At 66.9% G+C, this 19,952-nt stretch carries 19 protein-coding genes; 11 read left to right on the top strand and 8 right to left on the bottom strand.

The window, feature by feature from the left end:
- Positions 1-46 precede the first annotated feature (46 nt).
- The 3 genes from KW845_RS13860 to KW845_RS13850 all read right to left on the bottom strand — a co-directional run bounded on the left by KW845_RS13860 (position 47) and on the right by KW845_RS13850 (position 2,388).
- The gene (locus tag KW845_RS13860; protein WP_218370032.1) at positions 47-412 is read right to left on the bottom strand and encodes a glyoxalase superfamily protein; all 366 of its coding nucleotides are present in this window, start codon (positions 410-412) and stop codon (positions 47-49) included.
- 35 nt (positions 413-447) lie between these two features.
- Positions 448-1,806, bottom strand: a complete 1,359-nt coding sequence (locus KW845_RS13855) for an MFS transporter (protein ID WP_218369792.1) — start codon at positions 1,804-1,806, stop codon at positions 448-450.
- Positions 1,807-1,884: 78 nt separating this feature from the next.
- On the bottom strand, positions 1,885-2,388 hold the full coding sequence (locus KW845_RS13850) for a peroxiredoxin (RefSeq protein ID WP_218369791.1): 504 nt from the start codon (positions 2,386-2,388) through the stop codon (positions 1,885-1,887).
- 192 nt (positions 2,389-2,580) lie between these two features.
- Here KW845_RS13850 and KW845_RS13845 point away from each other — a divergent pair, with 192 nt between their 5' ends.
- Complete coding sequence (locus tag KW845_RS13845; RefSeq protein ID WP_255592597.1) at positions 2,581-3,000, top strand: hypothetical protein; 420 nt, start codon at positions 2,581-2,583, stop codon at positions 2,998-3,000.
- A gap of 40 nt (positions 3,001-3,040) precedes the next feature.
- Here KW845_RS13845 and KW845_RS13840 read toward each other — a convergent pair whose 3' ends face one another.
- Together KW845_RS13840 and KW845_RS13835 are read right to left on the bottom strand one after the other, a co-directional pair.
- Entirely contained in the window at positions 3,041-6,505 is a 3,465-nt protein-coding gene (locus KW845_RS13840; protein WP_218369789.1) for a DUF748 domain-containing protein, read from the bottom strand.
- A gap of 104 nt (positions 6,506-6,609) precedes the next feature.
- Positions 6,610-7,506 (bottom strand): LysR family transcriptional regulator, encoded by an 897-nt coding sequence (locus tag KW845_RS13835; protein ID WP_218369788.1) that lies wholly within the window; start codon positions 7,504-7,506, stop codon positions 6,610-6,612.
- A 145-nt stretch (positions 7,507-7,651) separates the two neighbouring features.
- Here KW845_RS13835 and KW845_RS13830 point away from each other — a divergent pair, with 145 nt between their 5' ends.
- Genes KW845_RS13830 through KW845_RS13820 form a run of 3 tightly spaced genes read left to right on the top strand, consistent with a single transcriptional unit; the run spans position 7,652 to position 10,499 of the window.
- Positions 7,652-8,443: a creatininase family protein gene (locus KW845_RS13830; protein WP_218369787.1), complete on the top strand. Its 792-nt coding sequence runs from the start codon at positions 7,652-7,654 to the stop codon at positions 8,441-8,443.
- A 29-nt stretch (positions 8,444-8,472) separates the two neighbouring features.
- On the top strand, positions 8,473-9,453 hold the full coding sequence (locus KW845_RS13825; protein ID WP_218369786.1) for a tripartite tricarboxylate transporter substrate binding protein: 981 nt from the start codon (positions 8,473-8,475) through the stop codon (positions 9,451-9,453).
- Positions 9,454-9,485: 32 nt separating this feature from the next.
- Complete coding sequence (locus KW845_RS13820) at positions 9,486-10,499, top strand: asparaginase (protein WP_218369785.1); 1,014 nt, start codon at positions 9,486-9,488, stop codon at positions 10,497-10,499.
- A gap of 55 nt (positions 10,500-10,554) precedes the next feature.
- Here the strand turns inward: KW845_RS13820 and KW845_RS13815 are convergent, their stop codons facing one another.
- Positions 10,555-11,877: an LLM class flavin-dependent oxidoreductase gene (locus KW845_RS13815; RefSeq protein WP_218369784.1), complete on the bottom strand. Its 1,323-nt coding sequence runs from the start codon at positions 11,875-11,877 to the stop codon at positions 10,555-10,557.
- A 438-nt stretch (positions 11,878-12,315) separates the two neighbouring features.
- Here KW845_RS13815 and moaC point away from each other — a divergent pair, with 438 nt between their 5' ends.
- Genes moaC through glp form a run of 5 tightly spaced genes read left to right on the top strand, consistent with a single transcriptional unit; the run spans position 12,316 to position 15,253 of the window.
- A complete protein-coding gene (moaC, locus tag KW845_RS13810) occupies positions 12,316-12,804 on the top strand; it encodes a cyclic pyranopterin monophosphate synthase MoaC (protein ID WP_218369783.1) in 489 nt (162 codons plus the stop codon).
- Positions 12,785-13,036: a MoaD/ThiS family protein gene (locus tag KW845_RS13805; protein WP_218369782.1), complete on the top strand. Its 252-nt coding sequence runs from the start codon at positions 12,785-12,787 to the stop codon at positions 13,034-13,036. The genes moaC and KW845_RS13805 overlap by 20 nt, the downstream gene beginning before the upstream one ends.
- Complete coding sequence (locus tag KW845_RS13800) at positions 13,033-13,521, top strand: molybdenum cofactor biosynthesis protein MoaE (RefSeq protein ID WP_255592671.1); 489 nt, start codon at positions 13,033-13,035, stop codon at positions 13,519-13,521. Before KW845_RS13805 ends, KW845_RS13800 begins: the two co-directional genes overlap by 4 nt.
- On the top strand, positions 13,518-14,039 hold the full coding sequence (moaB, locus tag KW845_RS13795) for a molybdenum cofactor biosynthesis protein B (protein WP_218369780.1): 522 nt from the start codon (positions 13,518-13,520) through the stop codon (positions 14,037-14,039). Before KW845_RS13800 ends, moaB begins: the two co-directional genes overlap by 4 nt.
- Positions 14,040-14,047: 8 nt before the next feature.
- Entirely contained in the window at positions 14,048-15,253 is a 1,206-nt protein-coding gene (glp, locus tag KW845_RS13790) for a gephyrin-like molybdotransferase Glp (RefSeq protein ID WP_218370031.1), read from the top strand.
- A gap of 171 nt (positions 15,254-15,424) precedes the next feature.
- Here the strand turns inward: glp and moaA are convergent, their stop codons facing one another.
- Positions 15,425-16,537 (bottom strand): GTP 3',8-cyclase MoaA, encoded by a 1,113-nt coding sequence (gene moaA, locus KW845_RS13785; RefSeq protein WP_218369779.1) that lies wholly within the window; start codon positions 16,535-16,537, stop codon positions 15,425-15,427.
- A gap of 39 nt (positions 16,538-16,576) precedes the next feature.
- Positions 16,577-17,656: a substrate-binding domain-containing protein gene (locus KW845_RS13780; protein WP_218369778.1), complete on the bottom strand. Its 1,080-nt coding sequence runs from the start codon at positions 17,654-17,656 to the stop codon at positions 16,577-16,579.
- Positions 17,657-17,818: 162 nt separating this feature from the next.
- On the opposite strand from KW845_RS13780, the gene KW845_RS13775 reads away from it, so the two are divergent.
- Complete coding sequence (locus KW845_RS13775; protein WP_218369777.1) at positions 17,819-18,385, top strand: formate dehydrogenase subunit gamma; 567 nt, start codon at positions 17,819-17,821, stop codon at positions 18,383-18,385.
- Positions 18,382-19,950: an NADH-quinone oxidoreductase subunit NuoF gene (locus KW845_RS13770; protein ID WP_218369776.1), complete on the top strand. Its 1,569-nt coding sequence runs from the start codon at positions 18,382-18,384 to the stop codon at positions 19,948-19,950. Before KW845_RS13775 ends, KW845_RS13770 begins: the two co-directional genes overlap by 4 nt.
- Positions 19,951-19,952: the final 2 nt, after the last annotated feature.

Here is a 19,952-nt window from a genome sequence, read left to right as displayed (position 1 = left end):
CGCCGACCCGCACGTGCAGCGGTCCGTTCAACCCCGCCGCAAGCCCTTAGTTTTTGGCCCGCTCACAGAACCGGATCCGATTGCCGAATGGATCGGCCACTTCCAACACGCGTCCCCAGCCGGCGACTTCAATACCCGGCCTGGCGTAGGGATACGACTTCGTTGTCAGTTCGCGGTGCAGCGCATCGATGTCTTCGATCGGCACAAACGTCGTCGATCCCGGTGTCGCATCGCCGTGGTGTTCACTCAAGTGCAGGGTCAGGCCGGAGCGCTTGATCTCGGCATACAAAGGAAGGTCTTTCTCGAATCGATGCTCCCATTCGAGCGAAAAACCGAGGAAGCCAAGATAGAACTCCTTGGCCTTGTCCACGGAAAAGATGCGAATGATGGGTATGGCGGCAAGAAGTTTCATGGTGCTCCAGTGGTCGGCGGTCAGCAGTGCGTCGATCACGTTCCGGTGCGTGCCTGCGGTTCGGCACCGTCGGGCGACGGATCGATGATTCCGGGCGCCGGCCCGGGAGCCTGCGCCGCGGCCGGTTCGGGCGGTGCCATTTCCATGCTGACGTCGACTTCCAGATCGACCCGCGGGTCCAGTGCGGCGGCCGCGGGCGAGCTTTGCAGGTTGTCGGGCAGCGGCACGAAATGCACCGGGGCCTCGTCGACCTGGTGCGCGCCCGTGACGCGTGCCGGCCGCACCTGCCACACCAGGATCAACGCGCACACCGACACGAACACGTAATACATGCTGGGGCCGGCGCTGGACATCAGCACGCCCGCCACCATGGGGCCCATGCAGGCGCCCACGCCGTAGGTCATCAGCAAGATGGCGCTCAGGCCCACGCGGCGCTCGGGCTCGACGTGGTCGTTGGCAAAAGCGGCGCCCAGGGGATACAGGGTGAACTGCAGCACGCCGAACACGCACGACATCAGCAACAGCAGCCAGAACGGCAAGTTGAACCAACCCCACATCACGATGGGCAGCACCACCAGCAGGAACGCGTTGAAGCGGATCATCCCGGCGCGGTTGATGCGGTCGGACAGCCAGCCCATGGGCCATTGCGACAGCAGGCCCGCGGTGACGCCGGCCGCCACGAAAATGGCGGCCTGCGATGTGCTCATGCCGTACTTGGCCGCATATACGGGCGCCAGGCCGTAGAACGCGCCGGACAAATTGCCCGCCACGAACAGCACCGTCATCGACAGCGGCACGCGCTGGAAAAAAAAGCGCAGGTCCAGCGGAGCGGGCAGCGGCGTGGGCGGATGCGAGCGCGCCGTGACGGCAATGGGCACCAGGCACAGTACCAGGCTGGCCGCCACCAGGGTCAGGGGGCGCTGGTCCAGCGAGGCGTAGGCGGTCAAGGCCAGCTGGCCCAGCACCGTGCCCAGGCCGGACACCACCATGTACACCGAGAACACGCGGCCGCGCTGGTGGTTTTCGGTTTGTTCGTTCAGCCAGCTTTCGATGACCATCAGCTGGGTCACCATGACGATGCCGGCCACCAGGCGGAACACCAGCCACAGCGGCATGTAGTCGACCAGCATCTGGGCCAGGATCATGCTGGTGGAAATGGCGGCACAGGCAACGAAGGCACGGATGTGGCCCACGCGGATGATCAGCTTGTGGCCCATGCGGGCCCCGCAGACCAGCCCCAGGTAGTAGCCGGCGATCAGCGCGCCGATCCAGACTTCGCTGACGGATTCAGCGGTCAGCCGCAGCCCCATGTAGGTATTGAACAGGCCGGTGCCGATCAGCATCAGCAGCGTCGCCAGGTACAGCGACGAAAAGGAGGAAATCGTGGATAGCATGGGATGCGGGGGTTGCCGCCATGAAGGGCGGCACCGCGCAGGCGCCCCGTGCGCCCCGCGGCATGTCACGACAATACGCTAGATCTGCGACAACATGGTGGCGGCGTCGCTGACTTCGAACTTGCCGGGCGCCTCGATGTTCAGTTGCGCGACCACGCCGTCTTTCAGCAATACGGAATAGCGCTGCGAACGCACGCCCATGCCGCGGGCGTCCAGGTCCAGTTCCAGGCCCAGCGCGCGGGTCCAGTGGGCCGAGCCGTCTGCCAGCATGCGCAGCTTGCCGGCGGTCTTCTGGTCACGGCCCCAGGCGCCCATCACGAAGGCATCATTGACGGCCACGCACCAGATTTCGTCCACGCCCTTGTCTTTCAGGGCCTGGGCTTGCTCGACATAGCCCGGCAGGTGCTTGGCCGAGCAGGTGGGCGTGAAGGCGCCCGGCACTGCAAATACGGCGATGGTCTTGCCCTTGACCAAGTCGGCCACCTGGAAAGCGTTGGGGCCGAGCGAGCAGCCATTGGCTTCGGTCTCGAAAAACTCGGTCAGGGTGCCATCGGGCACGCGATCGCCGACTTTGATAGTCATTTATTCTCTCCAGGTACAGGCAAAGGCGCGGGCGGGAATCGCCCGGCAAACCGCCATCATAGTGCGACTCGCCAGGTTCGGGGGGAAGGCCGGGCATCCGCCCGCAGGCAGGTAAGAAACATGCACAGTCTGATACGACTCCACACCGCGCCGGGGCTGCCGACTTGGCAAGGCCTTGCCATAATGGAACCCATGCGCAATCTCCTGACCACTGCCCTGGCACTGGCCATGGGCCTGGCCGGCGCCCCTGCCGCCCAGGCCCAGATCCAGGCGGATTTCGAGCAACTGATCACCACCTCGGGGGCCACCAACGGCGCCGCCCAAGTGTGCGGCGCGGCGCCGCCCGACCTGGCGCGGCACAAGGCCACCGCGCGCGCCAACCTGCAACGCTACGCCACCGAATTCGGCTACCAGGCCGATCGCTTCGATGCCCTGTTCGAACAAGGCCGCCATGACGGCGAAACCATGATGCTGGACATGCGCAAGTCGGGCGTGGACGGCTGTGCGGGCATGATGGGCAGCTTCCAGCACGAGCGCGACATCGGCTACGACGAAATGAAGCAGGGCGTGGCCGAGATCACCGACGGCCTGCCCGAACCGCAAGACCCGTAAGCGCCGCGGCCCACCGTGGGCGCGGCGGGCCGCCACGCCATCACTGCAAGGCGAAATCCACCCGCGAGGGTTCGGCGTCGCCCTCGCCGGCCTCGCCATCCAGGCTGGATGCCACGATGAAGATGCGGTCGGCCGGGCCGCTTTCCTGCAGCTTCTCGTAGACCGCCTGGGCACGCGCATCGGCCAGTTGGCGCAAGTCGTCGTCGTTGACCGGCGCGGCCTGGCGCAGCAGGGTTTCCATCTGCTCGGCCGGCACCGACTTGGCAAAGCCGATGAAATTGCGCGGCTTGTCCTCGATATCGGTGTCGTCGTAGACCTCTTCCAGGTATTCGGCGCGCTCCGCATCCGATACCGTCACGCTGCGCGGATCGGGGTGCTTGCCCCGGCCGCCGGTATCGGCGGCCTTGGCCTTGCGTATCTGCAGGTCGACCCAGGCCTCGCGCAGGCCTTCGGTGTCGGTGGCAGGATCGGCCCGGCCGATGATGTCCAGCTTCAATGCGGGCCTGTCGTTCAGGGCCTTGGCCAGCGTGGCGATGCGCTCGTCGGCATCGGCGGCCAGCACCGCGCTGCCGGGCTCGAAGTTGATATACGACAGTTCTTCACCGCCGCCGAACGCCGACGCCAGCAGCGAGAATGGCGAGGTCACCGCCTTCACCACCAGGTTGACCAGCACGCGCACGATGATGCCGCCCACCGAGAACTGCGGATCGTCCAGCGAACCCGAGATGGGCAGGTTGATGTCGATATTGCCGCGGCTGTCTTTCAGCAAGGCCACGGCCAGCATGACCGGCAGCTTGGTAGCATCGGGGCTGTTGGTCTTGTCGCCGAAGGTAAGCTGGTTCAGCACCACATGATTGCTGGCCTGCAGGGCCCGGTCTTTCAGCTTGTACTCCAGGTCCAGCGACAGCTTGCCGCGCTTGATCGGATACCCGACGTACTTCGACGAATACGTGGTGAAGCGCGGCAAATCGACGCCCTTGGCCGAGGCCTTCAAGTCCAGCGCCAGGAATTCGGCGAACGGCTGCACGCTGCCGCTGATCGACAGCGGCGCCGTGCCGTACACCCGGCCGGTCACCTTGACCTTGGCCGGCTTGGGATTGCGCGACGACACGGCCGACAAGCCGCCTTCGATGCGCGACAGTTCGGCCGTGTAGTTCGGCTTGACGAAGCGGTCGGTGAACGTCATGCGGCCGCTTTTCAAGGTGACGCTGCCGACCGAGATATCGGGCAACCGGCCTGCCGTGTCCGGCGGGCGCGCGGTGCGGCCGCGCGTCTGGGTATCCTGGGTGATCGAGCCACCCGCCTGGCCTGGTTCGGCCACCAGGTCCATCACATTGAGCCGGCCCTCGGCGCTGAGCAGGATGCGGCCGTAGAAATCGTCGAGCGTGATGTCGCCCAGGTTGGCGGCAAATTTATCGCCATCCACCGACACCTGCATGCCTTCCAGGCCCAGGCGCTTCCATTTCAGGAAGTCGTCGCGGTTGACGCGGTCGGCCAGGTCCAGGCCGGTGACATCGACTGCTCCCTGCCAGCTTGCTTTCAGGGGCGCCCCGCCGGCGGCGGCCGCGAATGCCGCCTGGCCGCGCGCGCCGACCGTCACTGCACGCACGTTGGCGTTCAGGCTGGATGCGACATAGGGCGCCAGCGTGGCCAGGTCCAGGGCTTGCAGGTCGACCTGGGTTTGCAGCGCCAGGGGCTGCGGCGTCAGCGTGCCCTGCAGGGCCAACTGGCCATTGCCCTGGATGCCCGACGCCTGCAGCGTGAAGGGCGAGGGCTGGCCATCGAGCGCCAGCCGGTCGGCCGCCAGCGTCAACTGGCCCAGGGCCAGGTCCACCGCCGGCTTGACGGATTCGTCGCGTACCGCCAATTGCGACACCTCGGCCTTGACGCCGGTGGCCGACACCTGGGTGGCACCGCCCTGCTCGGCCACCTTGACCTGCGCTTGCACGCCCAGCAAACCGTCGAGCAACTGTACCGGTGCCTGGCTGCGCACAGCCGCGGCAAACGGCGCCAGCCCCAGGTGGCCGGCCTGCAAGTCCAGGTCCAGTGCCAGCGGGCTCAGGCGCAAGGGCCCCTTGGCGCGGATCCAGCCGCCATCGGCCGGGTTATCCATGGTCAGCCAAAGATTGATGGGCTGCTCGGGCGGCTGCGGGAACTGCACGTTTTCCACAGTGACCGCCATGCCGGCCAGGGTGTAGTCCAGGCCGGTGGGAGCATCGCGCAGGCGCAACCCGGCGTCATTGATATTGACGGCATCGACCGATACGCGCCAGCCATCGGCGGGCGGCGCGGGGGGGGAGGCGGGCTTGCCTGCCGTTGCCCCGGTGTCGCCTGTGCCGGCCTGGGCGGGCGGGGCGGCGGCCGCTTCCGCCTTTGCCGCATTCGCTTCGGCGGGCGGGGCCTGGACCGGCGGCGCTTCGGCGGGCTTGCCCCCGCCCAGCGCCTTGAGCTGGTCGATGACATGCAGCCAGTTCACGCGCTGGCTGGCGTCGCGCCGCGTCTGCGCCATCGGCGACCACAGTTCGACCTGCCCGATGGACAACTGGCGCGCGATGGGGTCCAACGCGATACGGCGCACGTCGAGCGTGCTCCAGCGGATCAGCGACTCGCCCGAGGCCTCGCGCACGTCGAGCTGGCGCAAGCCCAGGTCACCCACGACCTTGATCTGGGGCGCGGCGTCATGCGGCTGCTCGAACACGATCTGCAAATCGGAATCGAGCAAGGCGCGTTCAACCTTGATGGGCAACGGGGCCGGCCAGGCATCGGCCCATTTCTCGAGTTCCAGCCCCTGGAAAGCCACGTTCAGGGTCGAGGCCGGCACCACGTCGAAGGGCCGCGCCACGCCGTGCAGGTCGAAAGGGCTGCCGTTGATGCGCATGTGCACGCGCGGCTGCACATCGATATCGGTGGCATAGCCGAAAGTGGAAATGAAAGGCACGCCCAGCGCGATCTGGTCCACCTGTTGCTTGCGGCCGGTGACCTGGTCGTCCAGCGTGATGCTGCCGTCTTCCAGCACCAGGTTGTTCAGCGAAAACCGCGGCGGCCCGCTGTCGTCGGGTTGCTCGGGCTCGGGCTGCGCGGCGGCCATGTCCGCCAGCTTCTGCTGGATGTCGGAAAAATTGAAGCGCATGGCGTCTTCGCGCACCAGGGCGATGCGCGGGCTTTGCACCCGCACCGAATCGACCACCGGGGCGAACCAGAACAACGACATCCAGGATGCGCTGACATCGAGCTGCCCGACGTCGAGCAGGGGCGCGGCGCCGCCGGGCTGTGCCACCGACAAGTCGTGGGCCCGCACGGTAAGCGTGAAGGGATTGAAGCTGATCTTGCCCACCTGCACCGGCCGGCCCAGCAGGCCCGAGACGTCGTCGGTCAGCGCGCTGCGCAGCACCTTGGGCACTTGCCAGGCGGCTACGCCGAAGAGGATGAGGATGACAGCCGCAATGGCCAGTAGGATCTTTCCGAAACGCCGAGTCAATCTCAACCTGGGCATCCTGAAGGCCATGCGTGCTCTCCCTGGTACGGTCAGGCGGATTATCTCGCCTGAGGCATAGCGCGTCTATGATAGGACATCGGCGCGCCACTTTCGGCCTGTAGCCGCGCGCCCTTTCAATCGTTAACACTCTCGCGGCCCAGCACGCGGCCCACCACCTGGCACATGCCGGCGGCCAGCCCCGCTGCCGGACCGGGCATGCGCACCGTGCAGTACACCCGCGCGGGCAAGGGCGGCAACACCACCAGTTCGCGCAGCACGCCGGCCTTCAACTCGTCCTGGCAATAGGCGTGCGGCAGCGGCACGATGCCGAAGCCCGCCACCGCCAGGCTCTTGACGCCCGCCAGGCTGTTGCATGAGATCAGCTTGGGCATGGGCGCGTTGTTCTCGGCAAACCATTGCCGCACGGTGGTATCCAGCGTCGAACTGCTGGGTTGCAGGATCAGCGATGCATCGGCCAGGTCTTCCGGCCTGAGCGGGCCGGGGCCATAGGGCAGCGTCCGGCCGCACACCCAGACATTGCGGCTGATGAACAAGGGCGACACGACGCGCCCCGCGCACTGGGCCGACTTAGGCACGATCACGACATCGAGTTCGCCCTGGGCCTGCTCGCGCAGCAAGTCATCGGTCAGCCCGATGCGCGGCTCGAGCGCCACCCGCCCGTACTGGGCACGTATGCCTTCCAGCAGCGCAGTCAGCCAATTGGCGGCGATGAACTCGGTCATGCCGAAGCGGAACGTCCGGCCCTCGAAGGCCGGGCTGTGGGCGATGTCCAGCATGGCGTCGCGCCTGGCCAGCAGCTCGACCGCCACCGAAAGAATGGCGGCGCCGGTGTCCGTCAAGGCCAGCGACCTGCCGCCGCGGTCGAACAACGGCACATTCAGGCTTTGTTCCAGTTCCTGCAGGCGCTTGGATACCGCCGATTCGGTCGTGCAGAGCTTGCGCGCCGCGGCGGCGATGCTGCGCGATACCGCCACTTGGTGCAAGGCTTCGACCTGCTTGATAGTGATCACGATCCACCCCGAATAAAACGACAGCATCAATCAAATATATTTCGCTTTTTTTCCAGACACCGTGCGTGAGAGTATCCAAAAAATGGTTCGAGGCATAGCACTGCCCCAGCCCCTCGTTGTTGCCCACGCCACCGGATACGCGCCGATGAACAAGAAAACGTTTCTTCCCCACCTGACCAATGAAGAAGTCGCCGAAGCGGCGCAGCGCGGGGCCGTGCTGCTGCTGCCGATCGGCACCGTGGAAAGCAATGGCCCGCACCAATTGCTGGGCTGCGACTACCTGGTCAGCGAGCGGCTGGCGCAGGTGGTGGCCGAACGCACCGGCGCCCTGCGCATGCCCACGCTGCACTATGGGGTATCGGAACTGCACGACAGCCTGCCGGGCACCTTCGGGCTGACCGACGCGCTGTTCGGCCAATTGCTGGAAGCCTTGATGACTGCGGCCGCGCGCAATGGCTTCCAGCGGGCGCTGCTGTTCAATTGCCACCGCCACAATCACCAGCCGATCGAGATCCTGGCCCGGGCCATGCGGCGCGCCAAGCGCATCGGCATGGCGGTCATCGACCCCCTGGAAGTGGCGCGCGATCTTGCCGCGGCCGAATTCCGCGGCGACCCGCCCGGCGCCATCGGGCACGGCGGCGAGCCGCTGGCCTCGCTGATGTGCCACCTGTATCCCGATGACGTGCGGCTGGATCGCCAGGCGGGGCCCGACCTGGACCCGTTCCTGGGCCTGGCCGCGCTCAGTTCTACCCGGTTCCGCTACCAAGGCAGCAAGGTGGGGCTGTTTCCCGATGCCCGCGAGATCAATGCCAGCGGCGCCTGGGCCGATTTGACGCATACCTCGGGCCAACGCGGCGCCGTGGCATTCGAGCGGGTCTGCGATTTCGCCGAGGCATTCGTGCGCGACTTCGCGGCCATGCCCATCATGGCGCGGTAAGGTCCCTGCCGCCAACTAGGAGAACGCACATGTTCCTGCATCGCTGGCTTTCCTGTGCCGCGCTGGCACTGCTGGTATCCACAAGCGCCTGGGCGGCCGCCCCCTACCCGGCCCAGCCCGTGCGCGTGATCGTTCCTTTTGCGCCGGGCGGCAACATCGACGTCGCCACCCGCTTGCTGGCATCCAAGCTGGCCGAGCGGCTGGGCCAGCCCTTCATCGTGGAAAACCGGCCCGGGGCCGGCGGCGCCATCGGGGCCGAGGCGGTGGCGCGCGCCCAGCCCGACGGCTACACCCTGCTGTCGGGCTCGAACGGGCTGCTGGCGGTGAACCCGGCGGTCAACCCGTCGCTGTCGTACGACCCGCTGACCAGCTTCGCGCCGGTGGCCTTCCTGTCGCGCGTGCCGCTGGCCCTGGTGGTCAGCGCCAAGCTGCCCGTTCATGACCTGGAAGAACTGAAGGCCTATGCGGCAAAGTCGGGCAAAGGCATTTCCATCGGCAGTTCCGGTGCGGGCGGCGCCCAGCACCTGGCTATCGTCGAATTCGCCAGCAAGGCGGACATCCCCTTCGTGCATGTGCCTTACCGCGGCGGCAGCGCCATCCTGCCCGACCTGATCGCCGGCAACGTCGACGCGGCGCTCAACGAATTGCCCAACGTGCTGCCCAATCACCGCGACGGCAAGCTGCGCATCATCGCCATCGCCTCGGACCAGCGCTCGGCGCTGCTGCCCGACGTTCCCACGCTGCGCGAAGCCGGCCTGGCGGATTTCACCGCGTACAGTTCCAACGGATGGCTGGCGCCCGCGGGCACGCCGGCGGCGGTCATCCAGCAACTGAACCAGGCGCTGGTGCAGGCGCTGGCCGATACCGCGGTGCACGCCCGGCTGGAAGAAATGGGCCTGGTGGTAACCCCCCCGGCCGACGCCGGCGCGCAGGCGTACCGCACCTTGATGGAACGCGACCTGGCCAATGCCCGCGAGATTGCCGCCAAGCACCAGATCCGCGCCAACTAGGCCGAACCGTACGTATTCACACGGAAGCACAGATGTCCTCTACATCGGCACTACCCCGGGTTGCCCTGATCGGCTGCGGCGGCACCATGTCTTCATTGGGCACGTCATCGCTGGACCTGATGGACTATCCGGAACATGGCAGCAAGATCGACGCGCGCGAGATGCTGGCCCGCATTCCCGAGGCCAGCCTGGTGGCCCAGGTCGAGCCCGTTGCGTTCAAGTCGGTGGGCAGCACCGCCCTGACGCCGGCCGACTGGTTCGCCCTGCGGGCCGTCATCCGCGCCATGGCGCGCACCCACCCCGACCTGGCGGGCTTCGTCATCGTGCACGGCACGGCCACCCTGGAAGAAACCGCGTTCTTCCTGAACCTGACACTGGACATTGCGCAACCTGTCGTCCTGGTGGGGGCCCAGCGTCCGCTGAGCGCCGTGGGATCGGACGCCCCCATGAACCTGGTGCAGGCCTTGCGCGTGGCCGCTGCCGCCGAATCGCGTGGACGCGGCGTGCTGGTGGTGCTGAACGACGAAATCCATGCCGCGCGCGATGTCGTCAAGACGTCCACGCTGCGGCTGCAGACGTTCCGCTCGGCGGATTTCGGCGCGCTGGGCATCGTCGACCCGGACGGCCTGCACTACTACCGGCGGCCCGACCGCCCGCATGCACCCGATTGCGAATTCGCCGGCTTGCCCGACGACACGGTACTGCCGCGCGTGGACATTGTTTATTCCTATGCCGGTGCCGACAGCGTACTGATCCAGGCTGCCATCGACCACGGCGCGCGCGGCCTGGTGTCGGCCGGCCTGGCGCCCGGCATCCCGGCGCGCGGCGAACTGCCGGCGCTGGAAGCGGCCGCACGCGCGGGCATCGCCGTCGTGCAATGTTCGCGCGCGGGCGCCGGGCGCGTGGCGCGGCGCCGCTATCTGAACGATACCGGCTTCATCGGCGGCGAAGACTTCAGCCCGCAGAAGGCGCGCATCCTGCTGGCCCTGGGGCTGGCCAGCACAGGGCGCGCCGATGACTTGCGGCGCATGTTCGAGACCTACTGAGCCGGCGGCCGCCCCTCATCCCCAACGCTAGGCGGCGGTGAGCGCCGCCTAGCCATCAGGACTGGAAAAACCGGTTCCCCGGACGCGGCAGCCCCAGGTTTTCCCGTAGCGTCGCGCCTTCGTACTCGCGGCGGAAAATGCCGCGCCGCTGGAGCTCGGGCACGACGCCCTGCACGAACGCATCCAGGCCACCCGGCAGCCAGGGAAACATGACGTTGAATCCATCGCAGGCCTGGCTCTCCAGCCACTCTTGCATGTCGTCGGCGATGGAAGCCGGCGTGCCGACGAAGGCCAGGCCGCCATATCCACCCATGCGCCGCGCCAGTTGCCTGACCGTCAGATTCTCGGCGCGCGCCAGGTCGATGGCTCGCTGGCGGCCGCTCTTGCTCGCATTGCTTTCCGGAACCGGCGGCAGGGGCGCGTCCAGCTCGAACCTGGAGGCATCGTGTCCCAGCGTGATCGACAACGACGCAATGGCGCTGGCTTCATGCACCAGGCTATCCAGCTTGGCGTGGATATCGCGGGCCTGCTCCAGCGTTTCGCCCACCACGACCAGTGCACCAGGCAATATCTTCAAATGATCCGGCTGACGGCCGATACGACGCATCCTGTCCTTGATATCGGCATAGAAAGCGCAACCCGCGCTAAGCGAGGTAACCGCGGTGAATACCAGCTCGGCGGTCTCGGCAGCCAATTGCCGGCCGGGTTCCGAGGCGCCTGCCTGCACGATCACCGGCCAGCCCTGCACGGGCCGGGCAATATGCAACGGCCCTCGCACAGAGAAATGTTCGCCCCGGTGGGCCAGCGTGTGCAGTCGGTCCGGATCGAAATACAGGCCCTGGCCGGCATCCCGGACAAACGCGTCGTCGGCCCAACTGTCCCATAGACCAGTCACCACGTCATAGAACTCCCGGGCCCGCGCATAACGTGCGGCGTGGTCCATATGCTCTTCACGGCCGAAATTGCGGGCAGCGTCCGGATTCGAGGTGGTCACGATGTTCCAACCGGCCCTGCCCTGGCTTAAATGGTCGAGCGACGCAAAGCGGCGCGCCACGTGAAAAGGCTCGTCGAACGTGGTCGATGCGGTGGCCACCAGGCCTATGTGTTGCGTCGCCTGGCTGAGCGCGGACAGCAGCGTGAAAGGCTCGAACGAGGTCGCGGTATGGCTGCGCTTCAAGGCTTCGATCGGCATATTCAGCAAGGCCAGGTGATCCGCCATGAAGAATGCATCGAAGCGCGCGCGTTCCAGATCCTGGGCATAGCGCTTCAATGCCGGGAAATTGAAATTGGCGTCTTGCAGGGCGCCCGGATACCGCCATGCGCCGGTATGGATGCTGACCGGACGCATGAACGCACCCAGCTTCAGTTGGCGGCGCATGGATGTTCGCGCTTTTTGGCGGGCGCCAGGAAATCGGTTGCCGAGACGGCGAGTATGCGCCGCAAGGCCGCTTCCATGTCGCGCTGTTCTTTGAGCAGGCGCTGGGCTCTGGCCAGTGCACGCGACGGAAAGCGCGCAAAATCGCGGGGGAGAAAGGCCGGCCGGGCCGGGACCCTGGATAAAACGAATGAGGTTCGCATGGGATCAAGCGCACCGGGCGCTGTCTATCAGCATTTGCCCATCCTAGCGCCGCGCCGCTTCCGGCCGAACGATCCGATCGCGATATCTATATTTTCGGCGCCATCGGCATACGATATGAACCAGGATCGGCGCCTTGGTCGCGCCCCCGGCACAGCTCGTCTATCATAGGGTGCGAGCGAGGCGATTACAGTCCGCGCATCGCCCGCCCCGGTTCAATATTTGATAGCCCTGTATCCCATGTCTTCGTCTTCCCCCGCCCTTAGCCACCTGGACGAATCCGGCCAGATCCGCATGGTCGACGTCGGTGCGAAATCCGACAGCGACCGCATCGCCATCGCGCGCGGCGCCGTGCGCATGAACGCCCACGCCTATGGCCTGCTGACCCAGCCCGGCCAGGGCAAGGGCGAAGTCCTGAACACGGCGCGCGTGGCGGCCGTGCTGGCCGCCAAGCGCTGCGCCGAACTGATTCCCCTGTGCCACAGCCTGCCGCTGGCGTTCGTGGGTGTCGAATTCGCCCTGCATGACGACACCCACACGGTCGAGGTACGCACCACCTGCCGCACCCAATACAAGACCGGCGTCGAAATGGAAGCCATGATGGCGGCCAGCGTGGCCGCCCTTACCATCTACGACATGTGCAAGGCGGCCGACAAAGGCATCGTCATTGAACAAGTACGCCTTGAATACAAGGCAGGAGGCAAAAGCGGTGAGTGGCGCAACAATTAACCTGCTGTACTTCGCCCGCGTGGCCGAGCTGGTCGGCAAGCGCGACGAAGCCTGGCCGCTGGCCGAACCGGCCACCGGCGCCCAGTTGCTCGACGCGCTGCAGGCACGCTACCCGCAGCTCGAACCGGCCGCGCGCCTGAAGCTGGCCATCAACCAGACCCATGCCAAGCCGTCGGCGCCGATCCGGCCAGGCGACGAAGTGGCCATCTTCGAGCCGGTCACCGGAGGCTGAACGCCATGATCATCGTTCAGGAAGCCGACTTCGACAGCGCGGCCCTGCTGGCACGCCTGCGCGAAGAAGTGGGCGCCGAGGCCGGCGCCATTGTCACCTTCACGGGCTATGTGCGCGACTTCGCGCCCGGCCAGGCCACCGAGACCCTGTATCTCGAGCACTATCCGGGCATGTGCGAACGCGAGCTGGACGAAATCGCCGGCACGGCGCGCCGGCGCTGGAACCTGGCCGGCACGGTCATCGCCCACCGGGTGGGCGCGCTGTCGCGCAGCGCGCAAATCGTGTTCGTGGCGGCGGCCAGCGCGCACCGCGGCGATGCGTTCCGCGGCTGCGAATACATGATCGACGCCCTGAAAACCCGTGCACCCTTCTGGAAACGCGAAACCCTGTCCGGCGGCGGCAGTTTCTGGGTCGAGCAACGCGATGCCGACCACGAACGCACCGAATCCTGGGATGCGGGCAACACCCCCAAGGAACCCACATGAAAGCGCTGGAGAAGAAAATATCGCTGGCCTGCGCCGTACTCACCATCAGCGATACGCGCACCGCCGGCGACGACACGTCGGGCAACCTGCTGGCCGAAAGCCTGGCCCACGCCGGGCATAACTGCGTACGGCGCGACATCGTCAAGAGCAACCTGTACCAGATCCGCCGCGTGCTCAGCGACTGGATCGCCGACCCGGACATCCAGGTCATCCTGACATCGGGCGGCACCGGCTTCGGCCACGACCATGGGGTGCCCGAAGCCGTGCTGCCCCTGCTCGACCGCGAGATCACCGGTTTCGAGGCCCTGTTCCGCCAAGTCTCGTTTGCCGAGATCGGCAGTTCCGCGATCCAGTCGCGCGCCCTGGCGGGCATGGCCAACCATACCCTGATCTTCTGCCTGCCCGGCTCCAACAATGCTTGCCAGACAGCCTGGACGCACATCCTGCGCGAACAGCTCGACAGCATGCACCAGCCCTGCAATTTCGCGACCCTGTTCCGTAACACCGAATCCGAATGAAAGACGAACTGCTCGATTTCGACCGCGCCCAGGCGCTGCTGGCGCAAGCCGCCAAACCCCTCGACCGCCTGCAACTGGTAACGCTGGCCGACGCGATCGGGCGGGTGCTGGCCGTGGACATGTCGGCCACGCTGGACTTGCCGCCGGCCGACAACAGCGCCATGGATGGCTACGCCATCCGTCATGCCGACTACCAGCCCGAGGCCGGCCTGCCCATCCAGCAGCGCTGCTACGCGGGCGACATGCCGCAGCCGCAGCTGCCGGGCCAGGCCACCCGCCTGTTCACGGGCAGCCTGATCCCGCAGGGCGCCGACACGGTAGTCATCCAGGAAAACACCCGCGAGGCCGATGGGCAGGTGTACATCCTGCAAGCACCGGCGGCCGGCGAATTCGTGCGCAAGCGCGGCATGGACACCAGCGCCGGCCAGCCGCTGCTGGCACGCGGCACGCTGCTCGAAGCGGCGCACATCGCGCTGCTGGCCTCGCAGGGGCTGACGCACGTGCAGGTCTACGACCGGCTGCGCATCGGCATCCTGACCACCGGCGACGAACTGGTGCCGCCTGGCGCCGAGCGCGCGGCGCAACAGATCTACAACTGCAATGGCCTGATGCTGGCGGCCCTGGTGCAGAAAGCCGGCGCGCACGCGGTGCATGTGCTGCACGCACGCGACAACGAGCCCGACCTGCGCGCGGCGGTGCGCACCATCCTGGCCGACTGCGACCTGCTGCTGAGCATAGGTGGGGTGTCGGTGGGCGAGAAAGACCTGGTCAAGCCGGTGCTGGAATCGCTGGGCGGCAAGCTGGCGCTGTGGAAGGTGCGGATGAAGCCGGGCAAGCCGGTGGCGCTGGCGCATATCGAGGGCAAGCCGGTGGTGTGCCTGCCGGGCAATCCGGTATCGGTGTATGCGGTGTACGCCATGCTGGTCTCGCCGCTGGTGCGGCGCATGCAAGGGCGGGCCGTGCTGTTTCCGGCCGTCGGTGAGGCGCCGTTGCGCACGGAACGGCCGCGGCAGGACAGCCGGGAAGAATTCCTGCGGGTGCAGTGGCATCAAGAGACGGGCAAGCCGCCTGAACTGGTGCCCTATCCCAACCAGGACTCATCGGTGATCAGTTCGATGCCGTGGGCGACCGGCTTGGCGCGGCTACCCGCAGGCGTAGCCGTGCAAGACGGAGATGTAGTGCCCTACTACGACCTGGCGCATTGGTTGGCCTGACACAGGCACCGCCGCCGGGTTCGGGTGCCGGGTTTTGCCAGGTGTCTGGCTCCCGTCAGGGTGCCTGACACCGCTGTGGACAGAAAGTCTCGCTACATGTCGGTGTCTGACACCCCTACGGGGAGTCAGACACCTGGCAGCCTGGCAGAGCTGGCAGGACCAGTAGCGGGTTTATCCGCCGATATAACTCATTTCGACTTTGCGGTCGCCCTGCGCGGGCATGGGCACGCCTAGTCCGCGCTGTTCGGAATAGTGGTCGTCGCGTTGCGCCCAGATGCCTGCCACGGTACGGGCGATGTGTTCGTCGTCGGCGGCGCCGCGCAGCAGGTCGCGCAGGTCGTAGCCTTGCGAGGCGAACAGGCACAGGAAGACCTTGCCTTCCGGCGACAGGCGCATGCGCGTACAGCCGCCGCAGAAGGCGTGGGTAACGCTGGAGATCACGCCGATTTCGCCGCCGCCGTCGGCATAGGCCCAGCGTTCGGCCACCCGGCCCATGGTTTCCGTTTCCAGCGCCTGCAGCGGATGTGCGGCGCCGACCAGGCGCAGCACTTCGCGGCTGGGCACGACTTCTTGCAGGTTCCAGCCGTTGGTGGTGCCCACGTCCATGTATTCGATGAAACGCAGCACGTGGCCGGTATGGCGAAAGCGCTGCGCCATGGGCAGGATCTGGCTGTCGTTCAAGCCGCGGCGCACCACCATGTTGATCTTGACGGGCGCCAGGCCGGCGTCGGCCGCGGCGTCGATGCCGCGCAACACGTCGTCGGGGGTGAAGGTGCTGTCGCTCAGGCGCGCGAACATGTCGGCGTCGAGCGCATCCAGGCTGACCGTGACGCGCGTCAGGCCTGCCTGCTTCAGCGCGGCCGCCTTGCGGTGCAGCAGCGTGCCGTTGGTGGTAAGCGTCAGTTCCAGCGGATGGCCGGCCGGCGTGCGCAGTTCGGCCAGCATGGCAACCAGGGACTCGATGTTCTTGCGCAGCAGCGGCTCGCCGCCGGTCAGGCGGATTTTCTCGACCCCCAGTTGCGCGAACAGGCCGGCCAGGCGGGTGATTTCTTCGAACGACAACAGCGCCGACTGCGGCATGAAGGCGTAGTTGCCGTCGAACACTTCGCGCGGCATGCAGTAGGTGCAGCGGAAGTTGCAGCGGTCGGTGACCGAGATGCGCAGGTCGCGCATGGGCCGCGCGCGCGTGTCCAGCGCGGGTTGCCCCGCGGGCGGCAAAGACGCCCGCGGCAGTTGCTCGGCGCGCGGCGCGGAACGGTCGGCCAGGAAAATGACTTTGCTCATCGGGACATCATATCGCGCAATAACGTTGCCCGGGCATGATCAGCCAAAGGCCTCTTGCAAGGTTTGCAGCTTGCCCGTGTCGGTGGCGTCGTAGCCCACCAGCTGGCTGACATAAGAAAGGTATTCGCGGCCCCGCATGATGCCCAGCAATTCCTGCATGGCGGGCGTGTCCAGCGAGGTACGGCGGATGGCGAAAAAATAGCGTTCGCGCACCAGCGGAATGAAATCCAGGCCGAAGCGCCAGGCCGCCGTCTCGACCCCCACGCCCGTATCGGCCATGCCGCTGGCAATGTGCGCGGCGATCGCCATGTGGGTGAACTCGTTGGTTTCATAGCCTTGCACGTCGCTGATCGACACCCCGGCCTGCTCGAGCATCAGCCCGACCAGGTAGCGGGTGCTGGACCCGATCTGCCGGTTCACGAAACGCACGTCGGGCCGCGCCAGGTCGGCCATGCCGACAATGCGCTTGGGATTGCCCGGCACCACGAACAGGCCGGTGTTGCGCACCGCCAGGTGGATCAGCAGGTAATCGTCGGGCGCCAGCCACTGGGCGTAGCGCCCCATGATGGGCGCCTCGAAGGGGCCGCTGGGTACCTGGAAGCCCGCCAGGTCGCACTCGTGGCGTTCCAGAGACGCCAGCGCCTCGATGGCTGTGCGATAGCGCAATTCCAGCCCGGGCGGGTGGTGGCTCATGTGCTGCATCAGGGCCTCGACCGCGAAGCCGTGGCTGGCGTGCAGCCGCAGGTGCGGGATGGTCTCGGGCAGCAGTTTTTCCAGTTCTTCCTGCAATTCGGACGCCAGGCTTTCCAGCGTGGGCATCAGGCGCGCCTCGATGCGGCGGTTGGCCCACAACAGGCGCTGCGCGAACGGCGACAGCTCGGTGCCCTGGCGGCGCCGGGTGATCAGCAACTGCGTGCCGAACAGGTCTTCGAAGCGCCGCAGTACGCCCCAGGCATGCCGGTACGACAGGCCGCAGGCGCGGCAGGCGCCCGTGATATTGCCGGTGGCGTCGATGGCCGACAGCAGCGACAGCATGTCATGCAGCGGCTGCCCGGGCTGGTTGGCATCGCCCTCCAGCAGCCATTGGGGCCGCAGGCCAATGCGGAACTTATATGTCATTAATTTCCTATTGAGCCCGGCCAAATAGGCGTTTAGAGTACGCGCATCGAGCGAATTCGGCGCTTTAATATGTTTTAAATAGCATATTACCAAGCTCGCCGACCCGCAACAAGACAACCAGGCGCGCCCCGCCATGTCCGGGGCCGCCGCCAGGAGACTGCCATGCCGACCTCACAGGCAAAGCAAAATCCGCCCGGCAGCGGCGGCGCCCGCGGGGGCGCCCTGGCCCTGTCGGCCGCACGCCAATCGGATTCCGCGGCGATCGCCGTGGCCGCCCGTGCCGCGGCGCGCCTGCAAGACCAGCCGGGCGCACTGCTGCCCATTCTGCACGCCGTGCAAGATGAACTGGGCTGTATTCCGGCCGACGCGGTGCCCGCCATCGCCGAGGCCCTGAACCTGTCGCGCGCCGAAGTGCATGGCGTACTGACCTTCTACCCGCATTTGCGCACCGAACCAGCCGGCCGCCATGTGCTGGAAGTGTGCCGCGCCGAATCCTGTCAGGCCATGGGTGGCGATCGCCTGGCCGACCACGCGCGCCAGGCGCTGGGCTGCGACTTCCACGGCACCACGGCCGATGGCGCATTCACGCTCGAACCCGTCTATTGCCTGGGTCTGTGCGCCCAGTCGCCCGCCGTGATGCTGGACGGCCAGCCGCATGCGCGCGTCACCCCCGACAAGCTCGGCCGCCTGCTGGACCGCGCCACGCAATCCGACGAGGGCCAGCCATGAACGCCCCGGTCACCGTTTATCTACCGCGCGATGCCGCGGCCCTGGCCATGGATGCCGACGCGGTGGCGCAGGCCATCGAACACGAAGCGGCCCGCCGCGGCCTGGCCGTGCGCCTGGTGCGCAATGGCTCGCGCGGCCTGCTATGGCTGGAACCGCTGGCCGAAGTGGCAACGCCCGCCGGGCGTATCGCCTACGGGCCGGTGCAGCCCGAAGACGTGCCCGGCCTGTTCCAGGCCGGCTGGCTGCAAGGCGGCGAACACGCGCTGTGCCTGGGCCCGACCGAAGACATCCCGTACCTGAAAAAGCAGCAGCGCCTGACCTTCGCACGGGTGGGCATCACCGACCCGCTGTGCACCGGCGACTACCTGGCGCACGGCGGGCTGCAGGGCCTGCAGCGTGCGCTGGCCATGACGCCGCAGCAGATCGTCGACGAAGTCACCGCATCGGGACTGCGCGGGCGCGGCGGCGCGGCGTTTCCCACCGGCATCAAGTGGAAAACCGTGCTGACCACGCCGGCCGAGCAGAAATACATCGTCTGCAACGCCGACGAAGGCGATTCGGGCACCTATTCCGACCGCCTGCTGATGGAAGGCGACCCGTACGTGCTGATCGAGGGCATGGCCATTGCCGGGCTGGCCGTCGGCGCCACCTATGGGTATATCTATGTGCGCTCGGAATACCCCCACGCCATCGCCGCGCTTGACGAAGCCATTGCGCGCGCCCGCCGCGCCGGCTGGCTGGGCGGCGATATCCAGGGCAGCGGCCGAGGCTTCGACCTGGAAGTGCGCAAGGGCGCCGGCGCCTATATCTGCGGCGAAGAAACCTCGCTGCTGGAAAGCCTGGAAGGCAAGCGCGGCGTGGTGCGCGCCAAGCCCCCGCTGCCGGCCATCACCGGCTTGTTCGGCAAGCCCACCGTCATCAACAACGTCATCTCGCTGGCCTCGGTACCCATCATCCTGGCGCGCGGGGCTGCCTATTACCGCGACTACGGCGTGGGCCGCTCGCAGGGCACGCTGCCCTTCCAACTGGCCGGCAACCTGAAGCAAGGCGGCCTGGTCGAGGCCGCCTTCGGCCTGACCCTGCGCGAGCTGCTCTACGACTTCGGCGGCGGCAGCGCATCGGGCCGGCCGCTGCGGGCCGTGCAAGTGGGCGGCCCGCTGGGCGCCTACCTGCCCGAATCGCAATGGGACGTGCCGCTGGACTACGAAGCCTACGCCGCCATCTCGGCCATGGTGGGCCATGGCGGCATCGTGGCCTTCGACGACAGCGTCGACATGGCCCGCATGGCGCGCTACGCCATGGAATTCTGCGCGGTGGAATCCTGTGGCAAGTGCACGCCCTGCCGCATCGGCGCCGTGCGCGGGGTCGAGACGCTGGACAAGATCGCCGCGCGCGGCGCGCAGCATGAACAACAGGTGCACCTGCTGCGCGACCTGTGCGACACCATGCTGGGCGGATCGCTGTGCGCGCTGGGCGGCATGACGCCGTATCCGGTGCTGTCCGCGTTGAACCACTTCCCTGAAGACTTCGGGGTGGCCGCGCAAGCGGCCGCGCACCCGGCCTGATC

This window comes from Bordetella sp. BOR01 (assembly GCF_019218885.1).
Classification (GTDB): Bacteria; Pseudomonadota; Gammaproteobacteria; order Burkholderiales; family Burkholderiaceae_B; genus Bordetella_A.
The sequence above is the reverse complement of the archived record's forward strand: the minus strand, read 5'-3'. Positions and strand labels throughout refer to the sequence as shown.

Coding starts and splice junctions, on each gene's coding strand:
- KW845_RS13860 (WP_218370032.1), bottom strand. CDS start 412: ATGAAACTTCTTGCCGCCATACCCATCATTCGCATCTTTTCCGTGGAC.
- KW845_RS13855 (WP_218369792.1), bottom strand. CDS start 1,806: ATGCTATCCACGATTTCCTCCTTTTCGTCGCTGTACCTGGCGACGCTG.
- KW845_RS13850 (WP_218369791.1), bottom strand. CDS start 2,388: ATGACTATCAAAGTCGGCGATCGCGTGCCCGATGGCACCCTGACCGAG.
- KW845_RS13845 (WP_255592597.1), top strand. CDS start 2,581: ATGCGCAATCTCCTGACCACTGCCCTGGCACTGGCCATGGGCCTGGCC.
- KW845_RS13840 (WP_218369789.1), bottom strand. CDS start 6,505: ATGGCCTTCAGGATGCCCAGGTTGAGATTGACTCGGCGTTTCGGAAAG.
- KW845_RS13830 (WP_218369787.1), top strand. CDS start 7,652: ATGAACAAGAAAACGTTTCTTCCCCACCTGACCAATGAAGAAGTCGCC.
- KW845_RS13825 (WP_218369786.1), top strand. CDS start 8,473: ATGTTCCTGCATCGCTGGCTTTCCTGTGCCGCGCTGGCACTGCTGGTA.
- KW845_RS13820 (WP_218369785.1), top strand. CDS start 9,486: ATGTCCTCTACATCGGCACTACCCCGGGTTGCCCTGATCGGCTGCGGC.
- KW845_RS13815 (WP_218369784.1), bottom strand. CDS start 11,877: ATGCGCCGCCAACTGAAGCTGGGTGCGTTCATGCGTCCGGTCAGCATC.
- moaC (WP_218369783.1), top strand. CDS start 12,316: ATGTCTTCGTCTTCCCCCGCCCTTAGCCACCTGGACGAATCCGGCCAG.
- moaB (WP_218369780.1), top strand. CDS start 13,518: ATGAAAGCGCTGGAGAAGAAAATATCGCTGGCCTGCGCCGTACTCACC.
- moaA (WP_218369779.1), bottom strand. CDS start 16,537: ATGAGCAAAGTCATTTTCCTGGCCGACCGTTCCGCGCCGCGCGCCGAG.
- KW845_RS13780 (WP_218369778.1), bottom strand. CDS start 17,656: ATGACATATAAGTTCCGCATTGGCCTGCGGCCCCAATGGCTGCTGGAG.
- KW845_RS13775 (WP_218369777.1), top strand. CDS start 17,819: ATGCCGACCTCACAGGCAAAGCAAAATCCGCCCGGCAGCGGCGGCGCC.
- KW845_RS13770 (WP_218369776.1), top strand. CDS start 18,382: ATGAACGCCCCGGTCACCGTTTATCTACCGCGCGATGCCGCGGCCCTG.